This window comes from Pseudohalioglobus lutimaris (assembly GCF_002866825.1).
GTDB lineage: Bacteria > Pseudomonadota > Gammaproteobacteria > Pseudomonadales > Halieaceae > Halioglobus > Halioglobus lutimaris.
The window spans coordinates 224,578-248,428 of the sequence record NZ_PKUS01000007.1 but is presented as its reverse complement, the minus strand read 5'-3'; the positions used below and the strand labels follow the sequence as shown (position 1 = coordinate 248,428).

The 23,851-nt window shown below is 58.7% G+C and carries 20 protein-coding genes; 3 read left to right on the top strand and 17 right to left on the bottom strand.

Translation table 11 applies throughout. The features are described from left to right. Nucleotides 1-3: 3 nt before the first annotated feature. The 5 genes from lpxK to C0039_RS08265 all read right to left on the bottom strand — a co-directional run bounded on the left by lpxK (nucleotide 4) and on the right by C0039_RS08265 (nucleotide 6,222). Nucleotides 4-987: a tetraacyldisaccharide 4'-kinase gene (gene lpxK / locus C0039_RS08285; protein ID WP_101517813.1), complete on the bottom strand. Its 984-nt coding sequence runs from the start codon at nucleotides 985-987 to the stop codon at nucleotides 4-6. Then, nucleotides 987-2,828, bottom strand: a complete 1,842-nt coding sequence (gene msbA / locus C0039_RS08280; RefSeq protein ID WP_341476648.1) for a lipid A export permease/ATP-binding protein MsbA — start codon at nucleotides 2,826-2,828, stop codon at nucleotides 987-989. The genes lpxK and msbA overlap by 1 nt, the downstream gene beginning before the upstream one ends. Beyond that, on the bottom strand, nucleotides 2,815-3,252 hold the full coding sequence (locus tag C0039_RS08275; RefSeq protein ID WP_101517812.1) for an ExbD/TolR family protein: 438 nt from the start codon (nucleotides 3,250-3,252) through the stop codon (nucleotides 2,815-2,817). The genes msbA and C0039_RS08275 overlap by 14 nt, the downstream gene beginning before the upstream one ends. Beyond that, nucleotides 3,249-3,872: a MotA/TolQ/ExbB proton channel family protein gene (locus C0039_RS08270; RefSeq protein ID WP_076001042.1), complete on the bottom strand. Its 624-nt coding sequence runs from the start codon at nucleotides 3,870-3,872 to the stop codon at nucleotides 3,249-3,251. Before C0039_RS08270 ends, C0039_RS08275 begins: the two co-directional genes overlap by 4 nt. Before the next feature lie 73 nt (nucleotides 3,873-3,945). Beyond that, nucleotides 3,946-6,222, bottom strand: coding sequence for a DNA internalization-related competence protein ComEC/Rec2 (locus tag C0039_RS08265; RefSeq protein ID WP_101517811.1), 2,277 nt, complete (start codon nucleotides 6,220-6,222; stop codon nucleotides 3,946-3,948). A gap of 107 nt (nucleotides 6,223-6,329) precedes the next feature. Here C0039_RS08265 and C0039_RS08260 point away from each other — a divergent pair, with 107 nt between their 5' ends. Beyond that, the gene (locus C0039_RS08260) at nucleotides 6,330-6,911 is read left to right on the top strand and encodes a DUF2062 domain-containing protein (RefSeq protein WP_076001040.1); all 582 of its coding nucleotides are present in this window, start codon (nucleotides 6,330-6,332) and stop codon (nucleotides 6,909-6,911) included. Here C0039_RS08260 and C0039_RS08255 read toward each other — a convergent pair. The 12 genes from C0039_RS08255 to C0039_RS08200 all read right to left on the bottom strand — a co-directional run bounded on the left by C0039_RS08255 (nucleotide 6,892) and on the right by C0039_RS08200 (nucleotide 19,137). Beyond that, complete coding sequence (locus C0039_RS08255; RefSeq protein ID WP_101517810.1) at nucleotides 6,892-8,136, bottom strand: lipoprotein-releasing ABC transporter permease subunit; 1,245 nt, start codon at nucleotides 8,134-8,136, stop codon at nucleotides 6,892-6,894. The genes C0039_RS08260 and C0039_RS08255 overlap by 20 nt on opposite strands. Continuing rightward, complete coding sequence (locus tag C0039_RS08250; protein WP_101517809.1) at nucleotides 8,133-8,813, bottom strand: ABC transporter ATP-binding protein; 681 nt, start codon at nucleotides 8,811-8,813, stop codon at nucleotides 8,133-8,135. Before C0039_RS08250 ends, C0039_RS08255 begins: the two co-directional genes overlap by 4 nt. Then, complete coding sequence (locus C0039_RS08245; protein WP_101517808.1) at nucleotides 8,806-10,071, bottom strand: lipoprotein-releasing ABC transporter permease subunit; 1,266 nt, start codon at nucleotides 10,069-10,071, stop codon at nucleotides 8,806-8,808. Before C0039_RS08245 ends, C0039_RS08250 begins: the two co-directional genes overlap by 8 nt. A gap of 17 nt (nucleotides 10,072-10,088) precedes the next feature. Then, on the bottom strand, nucleotides 10,089-10,328 hold the full coding sequence (gene nqrM, locus C0039_RS08240) for a (Na+)-NQR maturation NqrM (protein ID WP_076001038.1): 240 nt from the start codon (nucleotides 10,326-10,328) through the stop codon (nucleotides 10,089-10,091). Nucleotides 10,329-10,352: 24 nt separating this feature from the next. Further along, nucleotides 10,353-11,396, bottom strand: coding sequence for an FAD:protein FMN transferase (locus C0039_RS08235; RefSeq protein WP_101517807.1), 1,044 nt, complete (start codon nucleotides 11,394-11,396; stop codon nucleotides 10,353-10,355). 69 nt (nucleotides 11,397-11,465) lie between these two features. After that, on the bottom strand, nucleotides 11,466-12,689 hold the full coding sequence (nqrF, locus tag C0039_RS08230) for an NADH:ubiquinone reductase (Na(+)-transporting) subunit F (protein ID WP_076001037.1): 1,224 nt from the start codon (nucleotides 12,687-12,689) through the stop codon (nucleotides 11,466-11,468). A gap of 15 nt (nucleotides 12,690-12,704) precedes the next feature. Continuing rightward, entirely contained in the window at nucleotides 12,705-13,313 is a 609-nt protein-coding gene (nqrE, locus tag C0039_RS08225) for an NADH:ubiquinone reductase (Na(+)-transporting) subunit E (protein ID WP_076001036.1), read from the bottom strand. Nucleotide 13,314: 1 nt separating this feature from the next. Beyond that, nucleotides 13,315-13,977, bottom strand: a complete 663-nt coding sequence (locus C0039_RS08220; RefSeq protein ID WP_076001035.1) for an NADH:ubiquinone reductase (Na(+)-transporting) subunit D — start codon at nucleotides 13,975-13,977, stop codon at nucleotides 13,315-13,317. Nucleotides 13,978-13,979: 2 nt separating this feature from the next. Then, nucleotides 13,980-14,753, bottom strand: a complete 774-nt coding sequence (locus C0039_RS08215; RefSeq protein ID WP_076001034.1) for a Na(+)-translocating NADH-quinone reductase subunit C — start codon at nucleotides 14,751-14,753, stop codon at nucleotides 13,980-13,982. Beyond that, complete coding sequence (locus C0039_RS08210; RefSeq protein WP_101517806.1) at nucleotides 14,743-15,939, bottom strand: NADH:ubiquinone reductase (Na(+)-transporting) subunit B; 1,197 nt, start codon at nucleotides 15,937-15,939, stop codon at nucleotides 14,743-14,745. The genes C0039_RS08215 and C0039_RS08210 overlap by 11 nt, the downstream gene beginning before the upstream one ends. A 3-nt stretch (nucleotides 15,940-15,942) precedes the next feature. Continuing rightward, nucleotides 15,943-17,286 (bottom strand): Na(+)-translocating NADH-quinone reductase subunit A, encoded by a 1,344-nt coding sequence (locus C0039_RS08205; protein WP_101517805.1) that lies wholly within the window; start codon nucleotides 17,284-17,286, stop codon nucleotides 15,943-15,945. Between the two features lie 381 nt (nucleotides 17,287-17,667). Next, entirely contained in the window at nucleotides 17,668-19,137 is a 1,470-nt protein-coding gene (locus C0039_RS08200) for a glyceraldehyde-3-phosphate dehydrogenase (RefSeq protein ID WP_076001032.1), read from the bottom strand. A gap of 171 nt (nucleotides 19,138-19,308) precedes the next feature. On the opposite strand from C0039_RS08200, the gene mfd reads away from it, so the two are divergent. Next, complete coding sequence (gene mfd / locus C0039_RS08195) at nucleotides 19,309-22,773, top strand: transcription-repair coupling factor (RefSeq protein ID WP_084179788.1); 3,465 nt, start codon at nucleotides 19,309-19,311, stop codon at nucleotides 22,771-22,773. Continuing rightward, entirely contained in the window at nucleotides 22,773-23,792 is a 1,020-nt protein-coding gene (locus C0039_RS08190) for a CsiV family protein (protein ID WP_101517804.1), read from the top strand. The genes mfd and C0039_RS08190 overlap by 1 nt, the downstream gene beginning before the upstream one ends. Nucleotides 23,793-23,851 lie beyond the last annotated feature (59 nt).

Here is a 23,851-nt window from a genome sequence, read left to right as displayed (position 1 = left end):
TGTCTATCGGGCGTGTACCAGCGCGGCGACCGCATCGACAACCTTATCGGGCAAAAGCGCATCGATACGCAAATACCAGGCGTCCGGGCCGGCCAGTGCCCCACATTTTACCGCGTCTTTCTCGGTCATGAGAATCGTCTGTGACTCAAGCCCGGCAAAATCCGCGCGCGTATAGGCGTGGTGATCGGCAAACACCCGGGATTGAAAAGCAATGCCCAGGTCCTGAAGTAGCGCGAAAAATTGTTGCGGCTGGCCAATACCTGCCATCGCACACACGGCGTCGGCATCGGCAAAGGCCCCTACCCCACGTTCCTCGCCAGAGGCGACATTGACCCAGGCACCAGGCTTGTAGCTCACGCCCTGCTCCGGGTCGGCGCTACCTCGGTAAAGTACGTGATCGACACTCTGCAGCCTTGTTGCCGGCTCACGCAATGGCCCAGCGGGAAGGCAGAATCCATTGCCAAGCCGGCGTACGTTGTCCACCACAGCAATCTCCAGGTCACGCTGCAACGCGTAGTGCTGCAGGCCGTCGTCGCTGATGAGGAGATCGACGGTAAATCGCTCAAGCAGTGTACTGGCAGCGCGAGCTCGTATTGGGTCGACCACACAAGGCGTGGCAGTGCGCCGGTAAATCAGCAGCGGTTCATCCCCGCATTGACTTGCATCGCTGTCTGCGGTCAGGACATGGGGAAACTCACCCGCTGTGGCTCCGTAACCACGGCTCACCACCCCCGCGGTGATACCTCGCGCATGCAGCGCTTCGACCAGTGCAATCACAACCGGCGTTTTACCGGTCCCGCCAACAGTGATATTACCGACAACAACAACGGGTAGTGGCGCACGGTAGGTGCTCAGGAGGTTGCGGCGGTATAGCGCGCGGCGCAGCGCAGAGACCAGGCGAAACAATAATTCCAGAGGGCGCAGTGCCCACAGCCAGGCATCACCGCGATACCATGCTGCCTCGATGCCGCCGCCGTGGCCGGTCATTAATCAGAGAACTCCTGATGGTAAAGCTGCGCGTAAACACCCTCCCCGGCCAGCAGTTCTGCGTGGGTGCCGCTGGCGATGATGCGCCCCTCGTCCATCACCACAATGCGATCCGCATGTTCTACCGTGGACAATCGGTGCGCGATGATAATAGTAGTGCGCCCCTCGGATATACGTTCCAGTGACTTCTGTATGCGATGCTCGGATTCGTTATCCAGGGCCGATGTCGCTTCATCGAGAACAATCACCGGGGCGTCCTTCAGAAATGCGCGGGCAATGGCGATACGCTGGCGTTGACCGCCGCTAAGCCCACCGCCATCGTCCCCCAGCAATGTGTCCATCCCCCGGGGCAGGCGAGCAATGAAGTCCTGGGCATAGGCAGAGTCCAGAGCCTGCTGCACAGCTTCACGGCCCTTGTCAGCAAGGGTCCCGTAGGCAATATTGCTATACACCGAGTCGTGAAAAAGAGTAACGCTTTGCGAAACCATCGCTACCTGCTCGCGCAGGCTGGCGAGTGTAAACTGGTCTATGGGCGTACCGTCGAGAAGGATCTCCCCGGAGGTGGGCTCATAGAAGCGCGCCAGCAGTTGTACCAGTGTGCTTTTGCCACTGCCTGAGCGCCCTACCAGAGCCACCGTCTGTCCTGCCGGGATCTCCAGGCTGACGTCCTGCAGTACCTGCTCGTCGCTTCCCGGATAGGCGAAACAAAGGTTCCGGAAGGCGATATGGCCCTGGGCACGCTGTATGTGAATCTGGCCGCTGTCCTTCTCTTCTTCCTCGTCCAGTTGCGCGAATATGTCCTCTGCCGCAGCAAGGCCACGCTGGATGATGCTTTGCACACCCGAAAGCGAGCGAATGGGCTTACCCAGCTGCCCGGCGGCGGTGAGGAAGGCAACCAGGGAACCGGCAGAGAAGTCGGCCAGCAACTTGGGATTCAGCGCGAACCAGACCAGCACGGCAAGTGACACAGACAGCAGCGTCTGGATTACGGGTGTGCTCAGCGCATCCAGGAATGCCATTTTGAGGCTCTGTACCCGGTTGTAGTCGCTGGCGCCGTGAAAACGCTCTGACTGCTGCTGCTGCCCACCGAAGATCCGCACTTCCCGATAGGCGCCAATACTCTCATTGGAGACCTGCGTGACATCGCCCATGGACGCCTGGATACGTCGACTGTAACGGCGAAAATGTTTGCCCACCACGCTCACCACCAGCGCAATCAGCGGCGCGACAGCGAGAAAAACCAGGCAAAGGCGCCAGTTCAGGTAAAGCATATAGCTGATCAGGGCAATGACCGTCAGGCCCTCGCGCACGATAATTTTCAGCGCCTTGGTGACGGCGCCCGAAACCTGCTCCACGTTGTAGGTGATCTTGGAGATCAATACACCCTGACTGTGACTGTCGTAATAGGCGCTGGGCGCAACCAACATTTTGTCGAACAACTCGCAGCGCAACTGGTGGACCAGGTTGCGCGCCACGTGGTTCATAAAGTAGGTGCCGACAAAAAAGCCCATGGAGCGAATGAATGCGAGAACAACCAGGCACACCGGAAAGGCAATTCGGGTGAACTCCAGCTTGTCCATGCCTTCTTCATAGAACAGGCCGTAGGCAAAACGCGACACCAGACCGGAATCCGCCGCGTCGGAATTGTTCAGGGCATCGAGCAGGAACTGCATCATGTCAGCCAACAACACATTCCCTGCGGAGTAGACGATGTACCCCAGCAGACTGAGCGAAAACACCCACCAGTAGGGCAGCACGTAAGACAGCAGACGGCGATAGAGCTGCCAGTCGCTCATATCGCCCTGTCGGTTGGGCTGTGGATGATGCTCACCCTTGGCCAATGCGCTGCCCCTCTGCCGGTTGGCGCGTGGTGATGCTCAGGTGAACGAATCCCATTTGTCCCGCTGCATCCATGGCACGCACCACATCCTGGTGGGCCGCCTGCGCATCAGCCGTGATAACCAGCGGCATGGTGGTATCCCCCGCGGATATTTTGTAGATCGCGGCTTGCAGGGTGCGCATACGATTGTCCACCAGGCCCTGGCCGTTGACCCGATAGCCGCCGCTCTCATCGATCAGGATTTCAATCTGCTCAGACAGGTTTTCCTTCACCTGTCCCTGCGCCTCCGGCAGGTCTACGCTGAGCTGGGTTTCACGGGTAAATGTGGTTGAGACCATGAAGAAGATCAGCAGCAGGAACACCACATCGATCAGTGGCGTCAGGTTAACGGTCACGTCATCAAGGCGCTGGCGACGGAATTTCAAGGGCTGTCTTCCACGTTCTCTTCACTGTGCAGGGCATCTACCAGTTTGATCGTCTCCTGCTCCAGCTCAACAACGATAGCGTCGATCTTGCCAGTAAAGTATCGATGCATGGCCAGCGCGGGAATCGCAACAGTCAGTCCCGCGGCGGTGGTGATCAGCGCTTCAGAGATTCCGCCAGCGAGCACACTGGCGTTGCCGGTGCCCTGGGACATGATTTCCGCAAAGACCTTGATCATCCCCAGCACCGTTCCCAGCAGGCCCAGCAGTGGAGAAATGGCAGCGATCGTACCCAGGGTGTTGAGATAACGTTCCAGGTCATGCACCACGTGCTGGGCAGCCTCCTGGATACTCTCTTTCATGACATCTCGCCCGTGATAGGCGTTGGACAGCCCCGCCGCCAGGATTCTCCCCAGGGGCGATGACTGCTTGAGTGTCTTCAGGCGCGCGGCATCCATCTCACCGGCCTTGAGCTGCTTCCACACGGTAGCCAGCAGATGGGGTGGCGCTATCTTCTTTGCGTTCAGGGTGATTAGTCGTTCAATACAAATTGCCAGGACAACGATGGAGCACAGCACGATCAGTACCATCAACCATCCGCCAGCCGTCAACAGTTCCAGCACAGCATCTACCGCCAGTTTTTCCAGGAAACGCCATTATACGCACAGGGCGCAGAGTGACGGAACAGCGGAAAAATCACATCCACCAAGGTTGGTAACCGCCGCGATGGGCTGATACCCGCAGCGCGCCATCAGCACCCGCCTCAATGGTCAACGCCCCCTCCAGCGCTGTTTCCCGAACCGCAATGCCTTGTGTATGCAGGCGGGCGAGAACGTCCGCGTGCGGATGGCCGAAACGGCTGGCATAGCCTGCGGATATCACCGCGATACGCGGTGATACATGATTGAGCCAGGACTGCGATGTGGACGTTGAACTACCGTGGTGCCCCACCAATAGCACGTCGCTGGTGAGCTGCGGGCCCCAGAATCTGATGAGCTCGCGTTCCTGCTCCACCCCGATATCGCCGGCGAGCAGGACTCGCATTCCGGGCGCATCTATCAACAGCACACAGGAGGCGTCATTGCCCTCCTCTGCAGCCCCCGGAGACAATACCTGAAAGCGGATACCAGCGGGCCATTCCCAGGACATACCTGCGCGACAGGCGCGGGCCCCCGGCAGCAGGGTTTCCCCTACCAACAACGACACCACCGGCATCGCGCGCTGAACATCCACGACACCCGCGCTGTGGTCCAGGTCATCGTGACTGACCATCAAAGTCTGCAATGACCTCAACCGCGAGTGCCTCAGCCAGGGAATAACCACAGTATTGGCGATGTTGGGGCCGGCGGGGTCGCCACCACCCGTATCGTAGAGCAACGCGCGGGCCCCCGCGCTAAACACCACCGCTGTTCCCTGTCCGGCATCCAGCACGCTGAGACGCGGCGTGGTATCCGCAGCGCGCCCCGGAAGGAGCAGGGGTAAAAACAGCGCCAGAGTGACCAGTCGGTAGCGCCTCTGCATGGGCAGCAGGCCAAGGAACACAGCAAGCAGTGACAGCGCCAGCGCAAAGCCGTCGGCGGAGACCGGCAGGAACAGCGTTTGCTGCTCCGCCAGCGACAGTGCCGGAGCGAGAAGCCAGTCCACCGGCCACGCCGCGATACGCCAGAGAACCGCGGCAAGTGGATTACCCGCAACGCTGAGCACAGCGCCCAACAGCGCAAGCGGAACAATAATCCAGCCCACCAGGGGCACCATGAGCAGGTTGGCAGGCGCAGATACCCAGCTGATTCCTCCAAAGAACAGCGCACCTGCCGGCAACATCAACAGGCTCATCAACAGGTGCGGTCGCCATAGCTTTCCCATGAGAGACTGCCTGGCCTGCCAACTGGCTAACCAGAGCAAGCCCGCTACGGCACCGAAAGATAGCCAGAAGCCACTGCCAACAACGACCATGGGGTTAAATGTCACTAGTAGCGTGGCGGCAAGAAGCAGGTTATTGAAGCCGGTACTGTGACGACCTGTCATCCGCGCTAGCAGAAAACACGCCAGCATGACCAGCGCTCTGGAGGTGGCGACCGAGAAGCCAGCGAGGGCGGCATAGCCCATGGCAGCCGACAGCGCCCCTAATTCTGGCAAGGGCCAATTGGCAGCAGATCTTACCGCCAGTTGCAGCGCTGCACGCAGCAACCGTCCCGCAAGATACGCCAGGGCAGCCACCAGGGCTACATGCAGGCCCGAGATCACCAGTAAATGGTTGAGACCGAACTGCTGGAACAATCGCCACAGCTGATGATCAATCCCGCTTTTGTCTGCTACCGTCAAAGCCTTCAATACTGCTGCCGATGCTACAGGCAGAGCCGCGTTGTCAATGCCAGCGGCGATGCTTTGTCGCAAGCGATGATGCCAGTTCCACGCATCGGTCCCGGCATGTTGCAACAACACACCCTCGCCCCGCACGGAGCCCACAGCATCAATACCGCTGAGGGTATACCAGCCTTGCATATTGAAGGAGCCGGGGTTAGCCAGCCCCCAGGGGCGCCTCAGGGTAACTTCGAACTGCCTGCGCTCGCCCGGCGTGAGGCCCTCCCGCCCATAATAGGAAAGCAGTACCGTGCGTGGACCTGAACACATGGCGGGCAGCAGGTTTTCTACGGAAAACTCAAAGCGCTGCCTGCTGACACCATCACGCACCCGGGTTTTTCGCGGCAAGGATGACACCCTACCCGTCAGCCAGAGCGTCTGCCGATTGCAGGCCGGTTCCAGCCTTGTCTGCAGTAGGTCCTGCCCTCGCAGAGAGGTGAACGCCAGCGTCAGCAACAGCGAACTGGTGAAGAGCGCGCGCCACTGCCTGCTCACGCACAACAGGCCCAGGGCAATCAATATCAGGCAGACAACAAGCCAGTAGGACATTAACCGCGGTGCAAACGCTGCGGCAAGCGTTCCCAGCAGACAACCAAACATCCATGCGCGCATCTAGAGAACCCATGCTTTTGGGGGCATAATAGCGACGGCCACAGACCGCCAGGACAGTCAAACACGTCACCGGCATCACTGGCACATCAGAAGCGACCGATTGGGCAATGCCAAAGAACACCCTTAAATCAATAACCCCCAGCGTGGAGCGTATGCGACAGATCAAGTCGCTGCGTGTGCTGGGGAACTGGATTTACGCCACCAACCTCTGGCACATCAACCGCTACTCCTCGGCAATGGCTTTCTTCGTCGGGCTGTTCGTCGCCTTCATGCCCATCCCAGGGCAGATGGTAGTCGCTGCGGCACTGGCGGTGCTGATGCGTTGTAACCTGCCGCTATCGGTAGGACTGGTGTGGATCACCAACCCGGTGACCATGCCCGCTATCTTTTTTCTCGCGTACAAACTGGGGGCAATGATCATCGATGTGCCTGTACAGCCCATTGAGTTTGAGTTGAGCCTGCACTGGTTAAACCATCGGCTGAGCGCCATCTGGCAGCCATTCCTGCTGGGCTGCGTACTCTGCGGGCTGTTTTTCGGTTCACTGGGCTACTTTGTGATCAACCTGCTGTGGCGGCTGCGTGTTGCCCGGCTGTGGCGAGAGCGCAAGCGGCGCCGTGAGACTGCCGCGAAGATGAAAGCCGAAGCGGCCGCGGCAATTGCAAAGGAAGCTAACTGCGATCCTGATTGAGCACCGCTGCCGGCGCCAGTTGCGCTGCCCGCCTTGCGGGATAGACCGCGGCCAACAGGCACATCACCACGGCCACGCCGGCCACAACCAGAACATCCTGCATCACCAGGTCCACCGGTACAAATGACACGGGATAAACGTCTGTGTTGAGAAAGCGGATATCAAGTAGCCGCTCCAGACCTGCCACCAATACCGGAACCGCCTGACTGAGCAACGCACCCAGCAGACTACCCGCGAGCGCGCCAACCAGACCTATCATTGCGCCTTGCAGCACAAATATCCACGCGATATCTCCACCCGACGCACCGAGGGTGCGCAGAATCGCAATGTTGTCCTGTTTGTCGAAGACCACCAGAACCAGCGAGGACACTACATTGAATGCGGCCACCGCGATTATGGAAAGCAGCAATATGGTGACCAGGTCGCGAGACAGCTGAATAGCCGCATAAAGATTACCGTGGGTCATCATCCAGTTGGTCGTGTAGTGCCCGACCGGTATCTCGTTTATCAGCTCCCAGGCGATACGGGAAACACCGAACAGTTCGGTGGTGCTGATGCGCAAACCACTGACCGCAGGCCCCAGGCCGGCGAGCCTGGACGCGGTGGACAGCGGCAGCAGGGCGACACTCTGGTCCAGTTCGGTGCCTGTCTCCACTATACCGGCAAGATAAAGCGCCTCAAATCGGGTAGCACCGGTGTCACCGGTCAAACCGCCCCCGGGGACGATAAGCGTCAGCGTTTCACCCTCTTTCACGCCAAGGTTACGCGCGATTCCCGCACCCAAAAGCAGTGCGTCCTCCCGGTTACTGAAGCTGTCGCGCTGCCGGGTCGTCAACGAGGCCAACATCAGTTCGCTGGCCGGGTCGTCAGCGACGATACCGATGCCCCTGGCGGTCTCGATATCTGCGCCACGCATGAACAACGCGTCGAACTGGGTGAACGGACTGACGGACTCAACCTCAGGGTGCGCGACGAGTTGTTGTCTCATCGCTTCCCAGTCCAGCATGGGCTGGTGCGAATAAAGCGTAATATGCGGAACCAGGGAGAGAATACGTTCGCGCATTTCCCGATCGAAACCGTTCATGACGGAGAGCACCACGATCAGCAACGCGATCGCCAGAACCAGCCCCAGCATGGACAGCGAAGATAAAAACGTGGACAGATGGCCCTGCCCGAACGCGAATGTGTAACGCAGCGCGACGCGGCAGCGCTCGGCCCAGTTCAAGGGCGTTGCTCCAGGCGCCCCTGGGTTAACTCAAGTGTTCTATGCATATGGGCGGCAATATCGGGATCATGCGTAACCACCACAAATGCTGATTGCAGCGCCCCAAGCTCGTCGATCAACTGCAGTACCTGAGCGGCAGATTGCGGATCAAGATTACCCGTGGGCTCGTCCATCAACACGCAATCAGGTTCGGCGACCAAGGCGCGCGCTATCGCCACTCGCTGACGCTCCCCCCCGGACAACTGGCCAGGACGATGATCCAGCCGGTGCTGCATGCCGACCCGCTCCAGCATCTGCGCCGCACGTTGCAGGCTGGCGCTGCGCTTCAATCCGCCGATCAGCAACGGCATAGCAACGTTTTCCCTGGCATCGAACTCGGGGAGAAGGTGATGAAACTGGTAGACAAACCCAAGGTGTCGATTACGCAGCTGGCAAAGTTCCCGCTCTTTCAGTGCCGCCATATTCCGACCACACAACTCTACACGCCCGCTGCTGGGCTTATCGAGCCCACCGAGCAGGTTCAGCAGTGTGGATTTTCCTGAGCCAGACGCTCCGACCACGGCGATTTTTTCACCGGGCAGCAATTCCAGGTTTACCTCGGCCAGCACCTCGACGATGCGGTTGCCATCGCTATAACTTTTTCCCAGGGCATCGCAACGCAGTACCAGTTCACTCATAACGCAACACCTCTGCCGGCGCGATCCGGGCCGCTCGCCACGCGGGGTAAAGCGTGGCGAGCAGGCTCAATACAAACGATGCAAAAACAACCGCGACCACGTCAGACCAGAGCAGGCTGGAGGGCAGCTCACTGATGAAATACACGGCGGGATCGAATATCTTCACGCTAAAAAGATTCTCAACAAACAAGGTGATACTGGAAATGTTATAGGCCAGTAGTGAGCCGAGCAGTGCGCCAACGGAAATACCGACGATGGCGAGCGCTAGTCCATGGGCAACGAAAATCGCCATAATGCCGCCGGCCCTTGCGCCCATGGTGCGCAGCACAGCGATATCCCGGCGCTTCTCGGCGACGGACATAATCAGGGTGGATACGATGTTGAACGCCGCCACCGCCACCACACTGAGCAACAGCAGGCTTACCATCACTTTCTCCATCTTAACGGCCTGAAACAAGGTACCCTGGGTCTGGCTCCAGTCCTTTACCTGCAGCGCTGGCGGCAGTTCCCGCGACAGCGACCGCATCGTGTCCGGCGCGGCGTACAGGTCATCGGTTTTTAACTGCAGCCCGTCCACCCCCTGCCGGGGGCCCAGCAACTTCTGGCCTGCGCCGAGGCCGATGTAGGCCTGGTAGGCATCGGGTTGTGCGCCCACCTCAAAAATTCCGGTTACGGTCAGGCGTTTACTGCGTGGAAAAGCGCCCAGTGGCGTCACCGTCAAACGCGGCACCGTCACCTCGATGTGGTCGCCGACCGTCACCGCCAACATACGCGCCAGAGAGGCCCCCATCACAACATTAAACCCGCGCTGTGACAGGCTCTCCAGCGAGCCCCGCACCACTGACTGCGGCATCCGTGAAACACCGGCTTCAAGTTCGGGGTCGATGGCCGTCAATACGCCGCCGCGCAAGCTGCGCCCGTTGGCAAAGATGACCTTATCAGTGATATACGGCGAGACCGCCAATACCGAGGGGTGTGCAGTTAATTGCAAGGCCAGCGACTCCCAGTCAGCAACGCTGCCCTGCCTCGCCTCGACGAAGCCATGCGGCACCAGTGACAGGATTCTGCCGCGAAGTTCCTCGCCAAAACCGTTCATCACCGACAAAACCGTGATCAGCGAGGCCACACCCAGCACCATACCCAACATGGATACCATGGCGATGACTGAGGTAAAGCGGTTGCGCTTGCGGCTGAAGCTGTAACGCAGGCCAATGAAGGGAGCGTAATTGCTGACGGTATGACCCCGGCTGGCACTCAAATGGAAGCTATCGTCTACTATTTGCGGTTATCGGCGGAATAGAAGAGTTCTGGATTGTCGCGACCGACTTCTCCGTCGCGGGTTTCCTCGTCGCAACGCTTGGGATCTCCACCGCAAAGCTCGCAGGCGGTATCTATACCCAGGGCACCCATACCGCCGCAGGAGCCCTTTATAGGAGCGCGACCCATGATTACCCCAACGGCCATCGCAGTCATTACCAGGGCGATCGCCAGTGCACTGATCAGAAACATGGACATAATTCTCTCTCCGTAAACCTCTGCCTAGGGTTGTGCTTGCGGGAGCGCTTCCAGCAGCGGTGTGAAAGCCTCCGTGTGACGGCTGGTATAACTGCCGCCGTCACGCTCGATTAAATATACCGCCAAACCCTGCTCTTCTGCCACCGACCAGGCCTCCTCTGCCCCCATCACGGTCAAGGCAGTAGCCCATGCATCAGCCAGCATCGTACTAGGGTGGACCACTGTAACCGATACGAGTTCATGGGCAACAGGGTGCCCCGTACGCGGATCGATAGTATGGGAATAGCGCACACCGTCCGACTCAAAATAATTACGGTAGTCCCCCGACGTGGCAATGCCAGCATTAACCAGGCGAATAGCACCGGCTATGCCGACCTGCTGCGCGTCGGGCTGTTCAATCGCCACCCGCCAGGCGTCTCCACGAGGGCTCTTGCCGGATACACGCATTTCACCGCCAACTTCCACCAGGTAATCAACTATGCCCAGGGCAGCAAGTCTGCTGGCCACCCTGTCGACAGCGTAACCTTTGGCGATTGAAGAAAAATCCAGGTAGACGCCGGCAGACTTCAATACGGCTGAGTCCGCTGCGTCGACACGAAGCTTATCCTGACCCACCCTGCCCAATGCCTCATCAATTGCCGCCTGCGCGGGAGGCTGCACTGCGTCGCCACCGGGCCCGAAACCCCACAGGTTGACCAGGGGGCCCACCGTCACGTCGTACGCAGCGTTGCTCGCCTTACCCACGCTGATAGCTGAAGACAGTACCCGGACAAAATCCGGCGTGACCCGGAACCACTCGCCGACCGGACTGCGATTAAAACGTGAGATTTCCGAGTCTTCGCGGTAAGTGGACATACTCGCATTAACCACCTCCAGTTCCGCCTCAATCGCCTGCACCAACTCATCCCGCGTCAACGCCTGGCCCGGCGGTACGCTCAGCGTCACGTGCCAGACGGTGCCCATTGTTGGCCCGCTCAATTTGTGCAGCGTGGGGGCCCTGTCGCAAGAAGCTACCAGCAGCAGGGCTGCCAGCATCAACGGAAATCGGAGAACAGAGAAACGCATCATTATTGAGGCCCAGACGACAGAAGCCCGCAGCAAAGGCTGCGGGCTTCTGTAAGTCTCATCACTACCAGGTCAGCCGCCGAAGTCATCCAGCATGATGTTCTCTGGCTCTACGCCCAGGTCGGTCAACATCTGGATCACCGCCGCATTCATCATCGGCGGTCCACACATGTAAAACTCACAGTCCTCAGGCGCCGGGTGATTCTTCAGATACTCTTCAAAGAGTACATTGTGGATAAAGCCGGTCAATCCATCCCAATCGTCTTCTGGCTGGGGATCGGACAGGGCAACATGCCAGTCGAAGTTTTCATTCTCCGCCGCCAACTGGTCATAGTCTTCCACGTAGAACATCTCACGCAGTGAACGGGCACCATACCAGAACGAGATCTTGCGCTTGGAATTCAGTCGCTTGAGTTGGTCGAAGATATGCGAGCGCATCGGGGCCATACCTGCACCACCGCCGATAAAGACCATCTCGGCATCGGTGTCCTTGGCAAAAAACTCACCAAAGGGACCATAAACAGTGACCTTGTCGCCCGGTTTGAGGTTGAACGCCCAGGAAGACATCTGGCCACAGGGAATGCCCTGGCTGCCGGGGGGTGGTGTGGCAATACGAATATTGAACTTCACCACGCCCTTCTCTTCTGGATAGTTGGCCATCGAATAGGCACGAATTACCGGTTCCTTGACCACCGATTCCAGCTTGAAGAAACCAAAGTGTTCCCAGTCGCCACGATACTCTTCCTCGATATCAAAGTCAGAATACTTGACGTGATGCGGGGGGCACTCCAACTGCACATAGCCACCGGCGCGGAAATCCACGTTCTCACCCTCGGGCAGGCGCAGCGTCAACTCCTTGATGAAAGTGGCCACGTTGGGGTTTGATTCAACAGTACACTCCCACTGCTTGACCCCGAACACTTCCTCGGGCACCTCAATCTTCATGTCCTGCTTCACCGCGGTCTGGCAGGAAAGGCGCCAGCCCTCTGCGGCGTCGCGCTTGGTAAAGTGAGATTCTTCGGTGGGCAGCATGGAACCACCTCCCTCAGAAATTATGCACTTGCACTGTGCGCAGGTACCACCGCCGCCACATGCCGAGGGCAGGAACAGCCCGTTTTCGGACAATGTCTGCAGCAACTTACCCCCTGCGGGGACGGTAATGGTTTTCTCGCCGTTGATCTCGATCTGCACATCACCCGTGCTTACCAGGGTGTTGCGCGCCATCAGGATAATGGCAACCAGCGCCAGCACGATCGCGGTGAACATGCCCACGCCAAATACAATAGTCAAATCCATGTCTCGTGACCCCGTTTACAAATCAATACCACCGAAAGACATGAAGCCGAGCGACATCAGTCCAACGATGATGAAAGTAATGCCAAGCCCTTGCAGGCCATCGGGCACGTCAGAATACTTCAGCTTTTCCCGGATACCCGCCAGAGCGACAATCGCCAGTGCCCAACCGACACCGGAACCGGCACCGAAGACGACGCTCTCTGTGAAGTCGTAGTCGCGCTCAACCATGAATAAAGACGCACCCAGGATGGCGCAGTTCACGGTTATCAGTGGCAGGAATACGCCCAGCGCGTTGTACAGCGCAGGCACGAACTTATCCAGGAACATCTCCATGATCTGTACAATCGCCGCGATTACGCCGATATAGGACAGCAATCCAAGGAAGCTCAGGTCGAGTTCGGGGTGCCCCGCCCACGCCAACGCGCCGTCGGCCAGCAAGTACTTGTAGATCAGGTTGTTGACCGGGACGGTAATCGTCAGCACGACAACGACCGCAATCCCCAGGCCAAGGGCCGCATCAATTTTCTTGGAGATCGCCAGGAAAGTACACATGCCCAGGAAAAAGGCCAGGGCCATATTCTCGATAAAGATCGAGCGAACGAACAGGCTCAATAACTCTTCCATGTTACACGCCCTCCTTTGCTACGGTATGTTTGGCAATTCTGAAATCGGGTTCCTCCACCTGTTTCTTGTCGAAACTGCGCAGCACCCAGATAAAGCCGCCAATCAGGAAAAACGCGCTGGGTGGGAGCAGCAACAGACCGTTGGGCACATACCAGCCACCCTCAGTCACTACAGGCAGAATGTCGATGCCGAGCAACTTGCCCGTACCAAACAACTCGCGGAAGAAAGCGACTGCAATCAACACCACCGAATATCCCAGCCCGTTGCCCACACCATCGATAAAGCTGGGCAGCGGCGGGTTCTTCATGGCAAAGGCTTCAGCGCGGCCCATTACGATACAGTTGGTAATGATCAGTCCGACAAAGACCGACAGCTGCTTGCTGATGGCATAGGCGTAGGCTTTGAGCACCTGGTCAACCACGATCACCAGCGAGGCAATAATAATCATCTGCACAATAATGCGAATGCTGCCCGGGATGTGCTTGCGGATCAGTGACACGCCCAGGTTGGAAAATGCCACCACCGTGGTCAGCGCCACACACATCACCAGCGTCACCTGCATGCTGGAGGTTACCGCCAGTGCAGAACAGATACCGAGAATCTGCAGGGCAATCGGATTGTCCTTGAAAATCGGTGTAGTGAGCGTTTCTTTTATAGAACCCATGATCAGGCCTCCCCGGATTTCAGGTTATTGAGGAATGGCTCGAAGCCGCCTTCACCCAGCCAGTACTGCACAAGGTTGGACACGCCGCGCGTGGTCAGGGTCGCACCGGCCAGACCGTCTACCTGGTACTGCGCGCCCGTTGCGGAGGGGTCTACTGTGCCCTTCACCACTTCCAGTTCCAATTCGCCGTCTTCATAGACCTGCTTGCCCGACCACAGCGCCTTCCAGCGCGGGTTATCCACTTCTCCGCCAAGCCCGGGGGTTTCCTTGTGCTCGTAGAAACCGATTCCGGCGACGGTAGAGGCATCCCCTTCCAGGGCAATGTAGCCAAACAGCGTACCCCACAGGCCATATCCACGGATGGGCAGGATGATCTTCTCCACTCCGCCCTGTGCGTCTTCTGCCAGGTAGACCACGGCGAAGTGTTCGCGACGGAAGATCTTGGCGATATCCTCTTCGCTGCTTAACGCCTCGGAGAGCGACGCATCCTTGGCGGCCTTGCGTTCGTTGTAGCTTGAGGGATCCACCTCATCGGTGAACTTGCCGGTGCGCAGGTCTACTACACGAGTAGTCATCTGGGCGAACTGCTCTTCAACACTCATGCTGTCATCGAGCATTCCCGCAGCTGCAAGAATATTGCGTTTACGATCCAGGGCCTGGTTGGCTTCCTGGGCCGGCTTGAGCACAACCGCAGCGGTGGACACAATCACCGAGCAAACGATGCAGAGAGCGAATGCAACAAACAGGGTTTTCTTGATGCCATCATTACTGGACACGAGCAAGCCTCCTCTTGATATTGGCCTGGACCGCAAAGTGGTCCATCAGCGGAGCAAACAGGTTGGCAAAGAGAATCGCCAGCATTATCCCCTCCGGGAAGGCCGGGTTAACAACTCGGATCAGTACCGTCATCAGGCCGATCAGGATTCCAAAACCCCACTTGCCGGCGTTGGTCATCGCTGCGGATACCGGATCCGTCGCCATGAATATCATGCCGAAGGCGAAACCACCGGTGACCAGGTGCCAGTACCAGGGCATGGCGAAGGCCGGATTGCTGTCGGAGCCCACCATGTTGAACAGCGTCGCGAGAGCGAACATACCGATGAACACACCGGCAACGATACGCCAGGAAGCGATGCGGGTGGCCAGCAGAATGACCCCGCCAATCAGGATCGCCAGCGTGGATGTCTCACCTATGCTGCCAGGGATAGAGCCCAGGAAAGAGTCTGTCCATGACACCTGGGACTGCAATGCCGCCATCCCGTCGGAAGCAACGATGGACAGCGGGGTCGCAGCGGTATAACCGTCCACGGCAACCCAAACCGTATCACCGGAGAGTTGCGCCGGGTAAGCAAAGTACAGGAACGCCCGCCCGGTCAGAGCCGGATTGAGGAAGTTTTTGCCCGTGCCGCCAAAGACTTCCTTGCCGATCACCACACCAAAGCTGATGCCCATCGCCACCTGCCAGAGCGGCACATCGGGGGGACAGATCAGCGCAAACAAGATAGAAGTAACGAAAAAACCCTCGTTGACTTCGTGGCCGCGTTTCATTGCAAACAACACTTCCCAGAAGCCGCCCACGATAAAGGTGACGGCATAAATAGGCAGGAAGAATACCGCGCCGTACCAGAAGCAGTGCCACAGATTGCCGGAGTCATAGCCACCCAGAAGGCCGATCAACCAGCCGCGCCAACCCTCAACGCCGGCACCCGCGGCCATCACATCGGTCGCCTGGAAGCCCAGGTTGTACATACCGTAAAACATCGCCGGGAAAGCCGCGAACCAGACCGTGATCATAATCCGCTTCAGGTCAATACCATCACGCACGTGCGCCGTGCTTCGGGTCACGGAACCGGGGGAATAAAAAATGGTGTCCACGGCTTCGTAAAGCGCGTGCCAGTTCTGAAAGCGGCCACCTTCGGTGAAGTGGTGTTCCGTATCGTCAAGAATTTTGCGCAAACCCACGACTCAACCCTCCTTTTCGATGCGTGTCAGGTTATCCCGCAGGATAGGTCCGTACTCATACTTGCCCGCGCATACATAAGTGCACAGGGCCAGATCTTCCTCTTCCAGTTCCAGGCAACCCAAAGCCTGGGCTGTCTCGGTGTCGCCGACGATCAGGGAACGCAGCAACTGCGTTGGCAGGATATCCAGCGGCATAACGGTTTCGTACTGGCCTACCGGCACCATCGCGCGTTCTGAGCCATTGGTGTTGGTAGTCATTGCTAAAGGCTTGGTGCCGAAGAAACTGGTCAGGTAGATCCCCAGTCGGGAGTGTCGTTTGGCCCCTGGTGACAACCAGCCCATGAAGTCTCGCTGGCGCCCTTCAAGCAGCACGGAAACCTGATTATGGTACCGGCCCAGGTATGCCGTGCCTGTTGCTACACCACGACCGCCGAGCACAGATCCTGAAACGATACGGTTTTCACCTTCCTTCAATTCCCCGGCACACAGTGCCTGCAGGTCTGCGCCCAGACGCGTGCGCAGCAAGCGTGGGTTTTCAACCTGGGGGCCGCCCAATGCGATAACCCGGTCGGTATAGAGCCGACCGTCGAGGAACAGGCGCCCCATGGCAATGACGTCCTGGTAGCCTACTTGCCACACGGTTTTCTCGACGCCGACGCCCTCGAGAAAGTGAATGTGTGTGCTGGGCAAGCCGGCTGGGTGGGGACCGCCAAACCCTGCGACTTCGATATTCGCAGCCTTGCCTTTGGGCAATTGCACATCCGCCGACGCGCATACATATACTTTGCCGCCCGTCATCTTGGCCAACAGGTCCTGACCCAGGGCAAACGCTTCGGGCTGCTCGGCAATAATCACTGCCGGGTCCGCTGCCAGGGGATGCGTATCAATCGCGGTAACGAAGATGGCAGCGGCCTCGCCGTCCAGAGCAGGCACCTTACTGAAAGGCCGGGTGCGCAATGCGGTCCACAGGCCGCTCTCAATCAGCTGTTCACGCACCGCTGAGGACTCGAGACCCGCAATCTGATCAGCGTTGTAGCGCGAAAAAGCCACGGCGTCATCGCCATCAATGTCGATGACGACCGACTGCAATACACGTCGTGCACCGCGGTTGATTGCCGACACGACGCCACTCGCTGGCGCGGTATAGCGCACGCCCTCGGTTTTCTTGTCGGTAAAGAGAAGCTGGCCGAGCTTGACCCTGTCCCCTTCCTGAACTTCCATTGTCGGCTTCATACCAACGTAGTCGAATCCGACCAGCGCCACAGCGCGCGCCGCAGGTGCATCTTCAATAACTTGCTGGGGCGCTCCCTGGATAGGGATATCCATACCCTGCTTGATCTTGATCATACGATCTGCCTACAGAAACTAGTGTGTGAGATGGCCCGGGACACTGCGGTGCAGAAATCTCAAAGGCTCCCGGGGGTCTTACCTCACCGATTCCTTGCTACTTCTGCCGCTCTGGGATGGCACGCTGTACCACCTGCCCCAAACCGCGCGCATTATAGAAGAAGCGCCTTAAAAAGACCACAATATCGTAGGCAGTTCTTTGATTTTGAACAGGTTTTGCGGGGATATTACGACTATAGTCGAATACCCCAGGAGGGATGAGCGGGCGCCTGAGGCGAGAGAGGAACCGGGTTGGAGACCCCGGAGCGGCGAAGCAAAAGAGAGATTGGCCACACAATACCCCCGGCTATTTGCAGGGGGACATCCGTGGCCAGGCTCGCGTCAGGCTTCCTTGGGGTAAACAGCGAAGTCGATGCCCGCCATTTGCTCCACGATGCGGTGCACCTGGCAGCTGTAACCGAACTCATTGTCGTACCAGAGATACAACACCGCCTGATTGCCATTGACGATGGTGGCCTGGGCATCAAAGATGCAGGCGTGACGCGAGCCCACGAAGTCGGTGGAGACCACTTCAGGAGAGTTGGAGAAGTCGATCTGGTTGCGCAACGACGAGTGCAACGCCTGGCTGCGCATGTACTCGTTCACCTCTTCCGCTGTCGTTTCCTTGCCCAGGGTAAGGTTGAGGATTGCCATTGACACATTGGGTGTGGGCACACGAATCGCATTGCCTGTCAGCTTGCCAAGCAGCTGCGGCAACACCTTGCCCACCGCCGTAGCGGCGCCGGTCTCGGTGATCACCATATTCAGTGGCGCGGCGCGACCGCGACGCGATGCCTTGTGGTAGTTGTCGATCAGGTTCTGGTCATTGGTGAAAGCGTGCACCGTTTCCACATGACCGGCAAGAATCCCGAACTCATCATCCATGGCCTTGAGCGGCGGCGCGATGGCGTTAGTGGTGCAGGAGGCGGCCGAAATAATACTATCGGTTGGCTCGATCATTTCGTGATTGATGCCGTGTACGACATTTTTCAGGTCGCCTTTGCCCGGTGCCGTTAGCACGACCTTGGCAACACCCTTGCTCTTGAGGTGCAGGGAAAGGCCGGCTTCATCACGCCAAACGCCGGTATTGTCAACGACGATGGCATTGTCGATACCATACTGGGTGTAATCTATGGTGTCCGGGCCATCGGCATAGATCACCTTCACCTCGTTACCATTGGCGACGAAGGACTGACGTTCCTCATCCACGCGGATGGTGCCATCAAATGCACCGTGGACTGAGTCGCGACGCAGCAGGCTGGCCCGCTTGACCAGGTCATTGGGGGCCTTGCCTTTGCGCACGACCACGGCGCGCAGGCGCAATCCGTCGCCTCCGTCCGTCTTGTCTATCAGGATGCGCGCCATCAGCCGGCCAATACGACCGAATCCGTAGAGCACCACGTCCTGGGGCTTTTCCAACGGCTTGGACTGGGAGCCAATGTCCTCGGCCACTTCCTGGCGCACGAACTCTTCCACGGAGAGTCCCTCTCCCTTGCCCTTGTCGTAATAATTAACGGCAATGCGGCCAACATCGATATGCGCAGGCCCCAGGTCAAGCTTGGCGAGTTCGGAGAGGACCGGAAAGGTCTCGAATTCCGACAACTCGTTCGCTTCCAACTGGCGCACGTAACGGTGGTCTTTCATTATTTCGGTAACCGAACGGTTTACCAGTGACTTGCCGTAGATGTAGCACTTGACGTTGCGTTCCCGCGACAGGCTGCCAACGATGGGAATCATCCCCTCAGCCAGGGCCTCGCGCTGCTTCCAATCCTTGAAATAATCGTCTGGGCGTTTTCTCTTGCGGTCGTTCACGGCTCTCAATCCTGGGTAATGGCATCGAAGGGGGCGCGTATTATCGTCCGATGGCTGGGCGGGCGCAACCTGCCCCCGGCATTTTTACAATCTATCCGGTCACGCCACTGGAGACCCCGGCCGCGAGCGCGATACAATGCGCCCCCGCAAGCTGACAACAGACCGAGATTCATGTTTACCGCCCTGATCCAGGATACGCCCTGGCCTGAAAAGCCCGGGACCCGAACAGCCGTGGGGCCGTTTTACGGGGGCAGCGACGCGCGCTGTATTGCCGAACTCGCCAGCCCGGGGCAGCTACTGGTGGTGATCACAGCAGACACCAGTTCAGCGCTCGCGCTGGAGCGGGAGCTGCCGTTTTACCTGGACGGCGACCTTGAAATTCTGGCTTTCCCTGACTGGGAGACCCTGCCCTACGATAACTTTTCACCCCATCAGGACATCATCTCGGAACGCCTGAGCACGTTGCATCGACTTCCCCACTGTCGTGGCGGCATCCTGGTGGTGCCGGTACCGACGCTAATGCACCGCCTGCCGCCCACGCATTACGTGGCCGGGTCTAGCCTGGTTCTGGAAGAAGGACAAAGTATAGACCTGGACAGTTTTCGCCGGGACCTGGAACGCAATGGCTATCGCAATGTAGACACCGTCTTCGAACATGGCGAATTTGCGCTGCGCGGATCGCTGTTTGACATCTACCCCATGGGCTCCTCGCTGCCCTTCCGCATCGACTTGCTGGACGACGAGGTCGATACGCTGCGCACCTTTGACCCAGAAAACCAGCTCACCGTGGACAAGGTCAGCGCCATTAACCTGTTACCGGCGCGCGAATACCCGCTGGACAGCCGTGCAATCACCCGTTTCCAGATGAACTGGTGGGAAACCTTTGATGTAGACCACGACAGCTGCCCCACCTATAGCGAGGTCAGCGCAGGCCGCAGCCCGGGTGGTTGCGAGTACTACCTGCCCCTGTTCTTCGAGCACTGCGCGACCTTGTTCGATTACTTCCCTGACAATACAGCGCTTATTGTCACTGGCGACCATCACCATGCGGCAGAGCACTTCTGGCATGAAGTGGGCAGCCGCTTCGAAGAATATGGTATCGACCCGCGGCGACCGCTATTGCCGCCCAGGCAGGGGTTTACCCCTGTGGAAGAGTTCTACCATTTGCTGGGCAAGTTTCCGGTGCTGGAACTGCGGCACACGGCGGAGGCACCCGTCCACCAGAAAACCGCTGTTTTACCCCCTCCGGACCTGGCCACCGACCAGACCGTCAGCTCGGCAGCCGCCAACCTGGCCGGATTCATCAACGAGCATGGCGGGCCTGTCCTGCTTTGTGCGGAAACTGCAGGGCGCCGGGAAATCCTGCTGCAGTCACTGCGAGAGCACGGCCTGACGCCTCCCACCACCAGTAACTGGCACAGTTTCCTGGCGTCGGGCGAGCCCTTCGCGATAGCCACTGCTCCGCTGGATCGCGGCCTTTACTTCGGGCCGGGCAAACCAACGCTGGTTTGCGAGGCGCAGCTGTTCGGCAACCGGGTGGCACAGCGGCGGCGCCGACGGGCCAGCGCCGAGGCCACCAATGCCAATGTCTTCCGGGACATCAATGAGTTACGTGAAGGTGTGCCCGTGGTGCACCTGGAACATGGCGTCGGCCGCTACGTGGGCCTGCAATCGCTGACTGTGGATGAACAGGAAACAGAATTTCTCACCCTGGAGTACGCCCGCGGCTCGACGCTCTATGTGCCCGTTGCCTCGCTGCACCTGATCAGCCGCTATGCCGGTTCCGACCCGGACCTGGCGCCACTGCATACGCTGGGCTCGGAGCAGTGGGACAAGGCGCGGCGTAAAGCCAGCGAGAAAGCCAATGACATCGCAGCACAATTGCTGGAAGTCTATGCGCGACGAGAGGCCAGGAAGGGTTTTGCTTTCGAGGTTGACCCCATCACCTATGACCAGTTCTCCGCCGCATTCCCTTTCGAGGAGACACCCGACCAGGAAGTGACCATCAAGGCGGTCATCGACGACATGCGCAATCCCCGGGTGATGGATCGACTGGTATGTGGCGATGTGGGCTTCGGCAAAACCGAGGTTGCGATGCGCGCGGCCTTCGTCGCCACCCAAAACCGCAAACAAGTCGCGGTGCTGGTACCAACCACACTGCTGGCACAACAACATTTCAGCTCCTTCAGCGACCGCTTTGCCGATTGGCCGGTGAACGTGGAAGTGGTTTCCCGTTTCAAGTCCGCGGCCCAGATGCGCGAGGTCAGCAAGCGCATTGCCGAGGGTAAAATCGACATACTGGTGGGCACGCACAAACTGCTGCAAAGTGACTTCCACTTCGACGACCTGGGTTTGCTGATCATCGACGAGGAGCATCGTTTCGGCGTGAAGCAAAAAGAGGCGATCAAAGCGCTGCGCTCGGAAGTCGACATTCTCACCCTGACCGCCACGCCTATACCACGCACGCTGAATATGGCGCTGGGCGGCATGCGCGACCTGTCCATCATCGCCACGCCGCCTGCACGTCGCCTTTCAATCAAAACGTTTGTGCGCGAGCATAACGTTGCGCTGATCAAGGAAGCGGTACTGCGTGAAACCCTGCGCGGTGGCCAGGTGTATTACCTGCATAACGAGGTGAAGTCGATAGAGGAAAGCGCGCGCAAGCTGCGTGAACTGGTCCCGGAGTTGACGGTTGGGGTCGCACACGGGCAGATGCGCGAAACCGAGCTGGAACAGGTTATGTCCGCCTTCTACCACCAGCGCCATCACATTCTGTTGTGCACTACGATCATCGAAACCGGTATCGACATTCCTAACGCCAACACAATCATTATCGAGCGCGCAGACAAATTTGGCCTGGCGCAGTTGCATCAGCTGCGCGGTCGCGTGGGCCGCTCTCACCACCAGGCATACGCCTATCTGCTGACGCCGCCACGATCCGCAATCACCGCTGACGCCGGCAAGCGCCTGGAGGCTATCGAGGCCGCCGGAGATCTGGGCGCAGGCTACATGCTGGCCACCCATGACCTGGAGATTCGCGGCGCGGGCGAACTACTGGGCGACGAGCAGAGCGGGCAGATACATTCTGTGGGCTTTTCCCTTTACATGGACATGCTGGAACGCGCCGTGGCCGCACTCAAACGCGGGGAGATTCCCGACGTGGACGCCCCCCTTGACGCCGGCACGGAAGTTAACCTCCACGTCCCTGCCCTGATACCCGGCGACTACCTTCCCGACATCAACACACGGCTGGTGCTGTATAAACGTATCGCAGCCGCCGCCGATGATGACCAACTACGAGAACTGCAGGTGGAAATGATTGACCGCTTCGGGCTGCTTCCGGAACAGGTGAGCAACCTTTTCCTGGTTTCCAGGCTGCGTCTGCGGGCGGAGTCCCTGGGCATTCGCGCCATTGAAGCCGGCGCCAGTGGTGGTAGTATCGACTTCAAGGAGAACACCCGCGTCAATCCAATGTCCCTGGTAAACCTGGTGCAGTCAGATCCCCGCTCATACAAGTTGGCCGGCGCCACCCGCCTGCGTTTTGAGCAAGATCTGGATGACAAGGCCCAGCGCGTGCAGTATGTGGAAACGCTTCTCGACCGATTTGCCAATGACGCCACGGAAAACGCTGCCTGATGCACTCGAATCCCTTTCCTTTTGTTTCCATCATCGCCCTGCTTTCACTACTGGCTATCCACACCCAGGCACAGGAACAGGAACAGGAACAGCGCTGGTATCAGGTAGAACTGTTAATTTTCAGCCAGCCCGAGGCTGACACTGGTGAGCAATGGGACGCGCTGCCACAGCTGGCCTATCCGGGAACAGCGCGGTTTTTGATCTACCCCGAACAGGTGGCGGCGCGTCGGGCGGAACACCCGGGGATCAGTGAACTAGACGAATTCGGACGCCTCTGGTTAAGGGCTGAGCAGAATAATGATGGGGCGATCATGGAAGCCGAGGCATTGCCGACCGCTGCCGACAGCCGCGTTACCGTTGAGCCGGCAAACGCGGCAGCGGCCTCATCAGCCATGCAGCCCACCCCATTTGTCGCCCTGCCACTGGGTGAGAGTGAATTCTATGGCAAGGCAGCGTATATGCAGCGCAGTGGCGGATATCGCACCCTGTTCCACGAACGCTGGGTGCAGCCCGTCCTGGGCAAGGACAGCGCCATACCGCTGGTAATCGACCGCTCAGGGGATAGTGGCGACTGGCCCCTGCTGCAGGGCAGCGTCAAGATTCATATTTCCCGTTACCTGCACCTGGAGACCAACCTCTGGCTTAACACCCGGGGGGAGTATTTCCCCAACAATGCGTGGCGGATGCCCGCGCCGCCACTGGGGCCACCCGCGGTGATAGTGGAGGAAGCGGAGCCGGTGCCCGAAGAGGAGCCCTATTTTGTCTCGGCACCTGCGCAGCCAGGCACACTGGACACACCGGACCCGAATGAACCCATCGCTGAAGTGGAAGATACCGGTCCGGTTTACCCCTGGCGACATGCAGTGCTACTGCAGCAAAAGAGGCGTATGCGCAGCAACGAAGTGCATTACATCGATCATCCCCTGCTGGGCGTAGTGATCCGTTTCACGCCCCTGGACGAGGATCAACTGAAGGCTATGGCCGACACCGAGCTCGCCGGCGCGACCGCATTGAACTGAGCAGGACTCGCAGCAAGGATTGACTGCTGTTCTGCGCCACCCACCGACACACCAGCGAA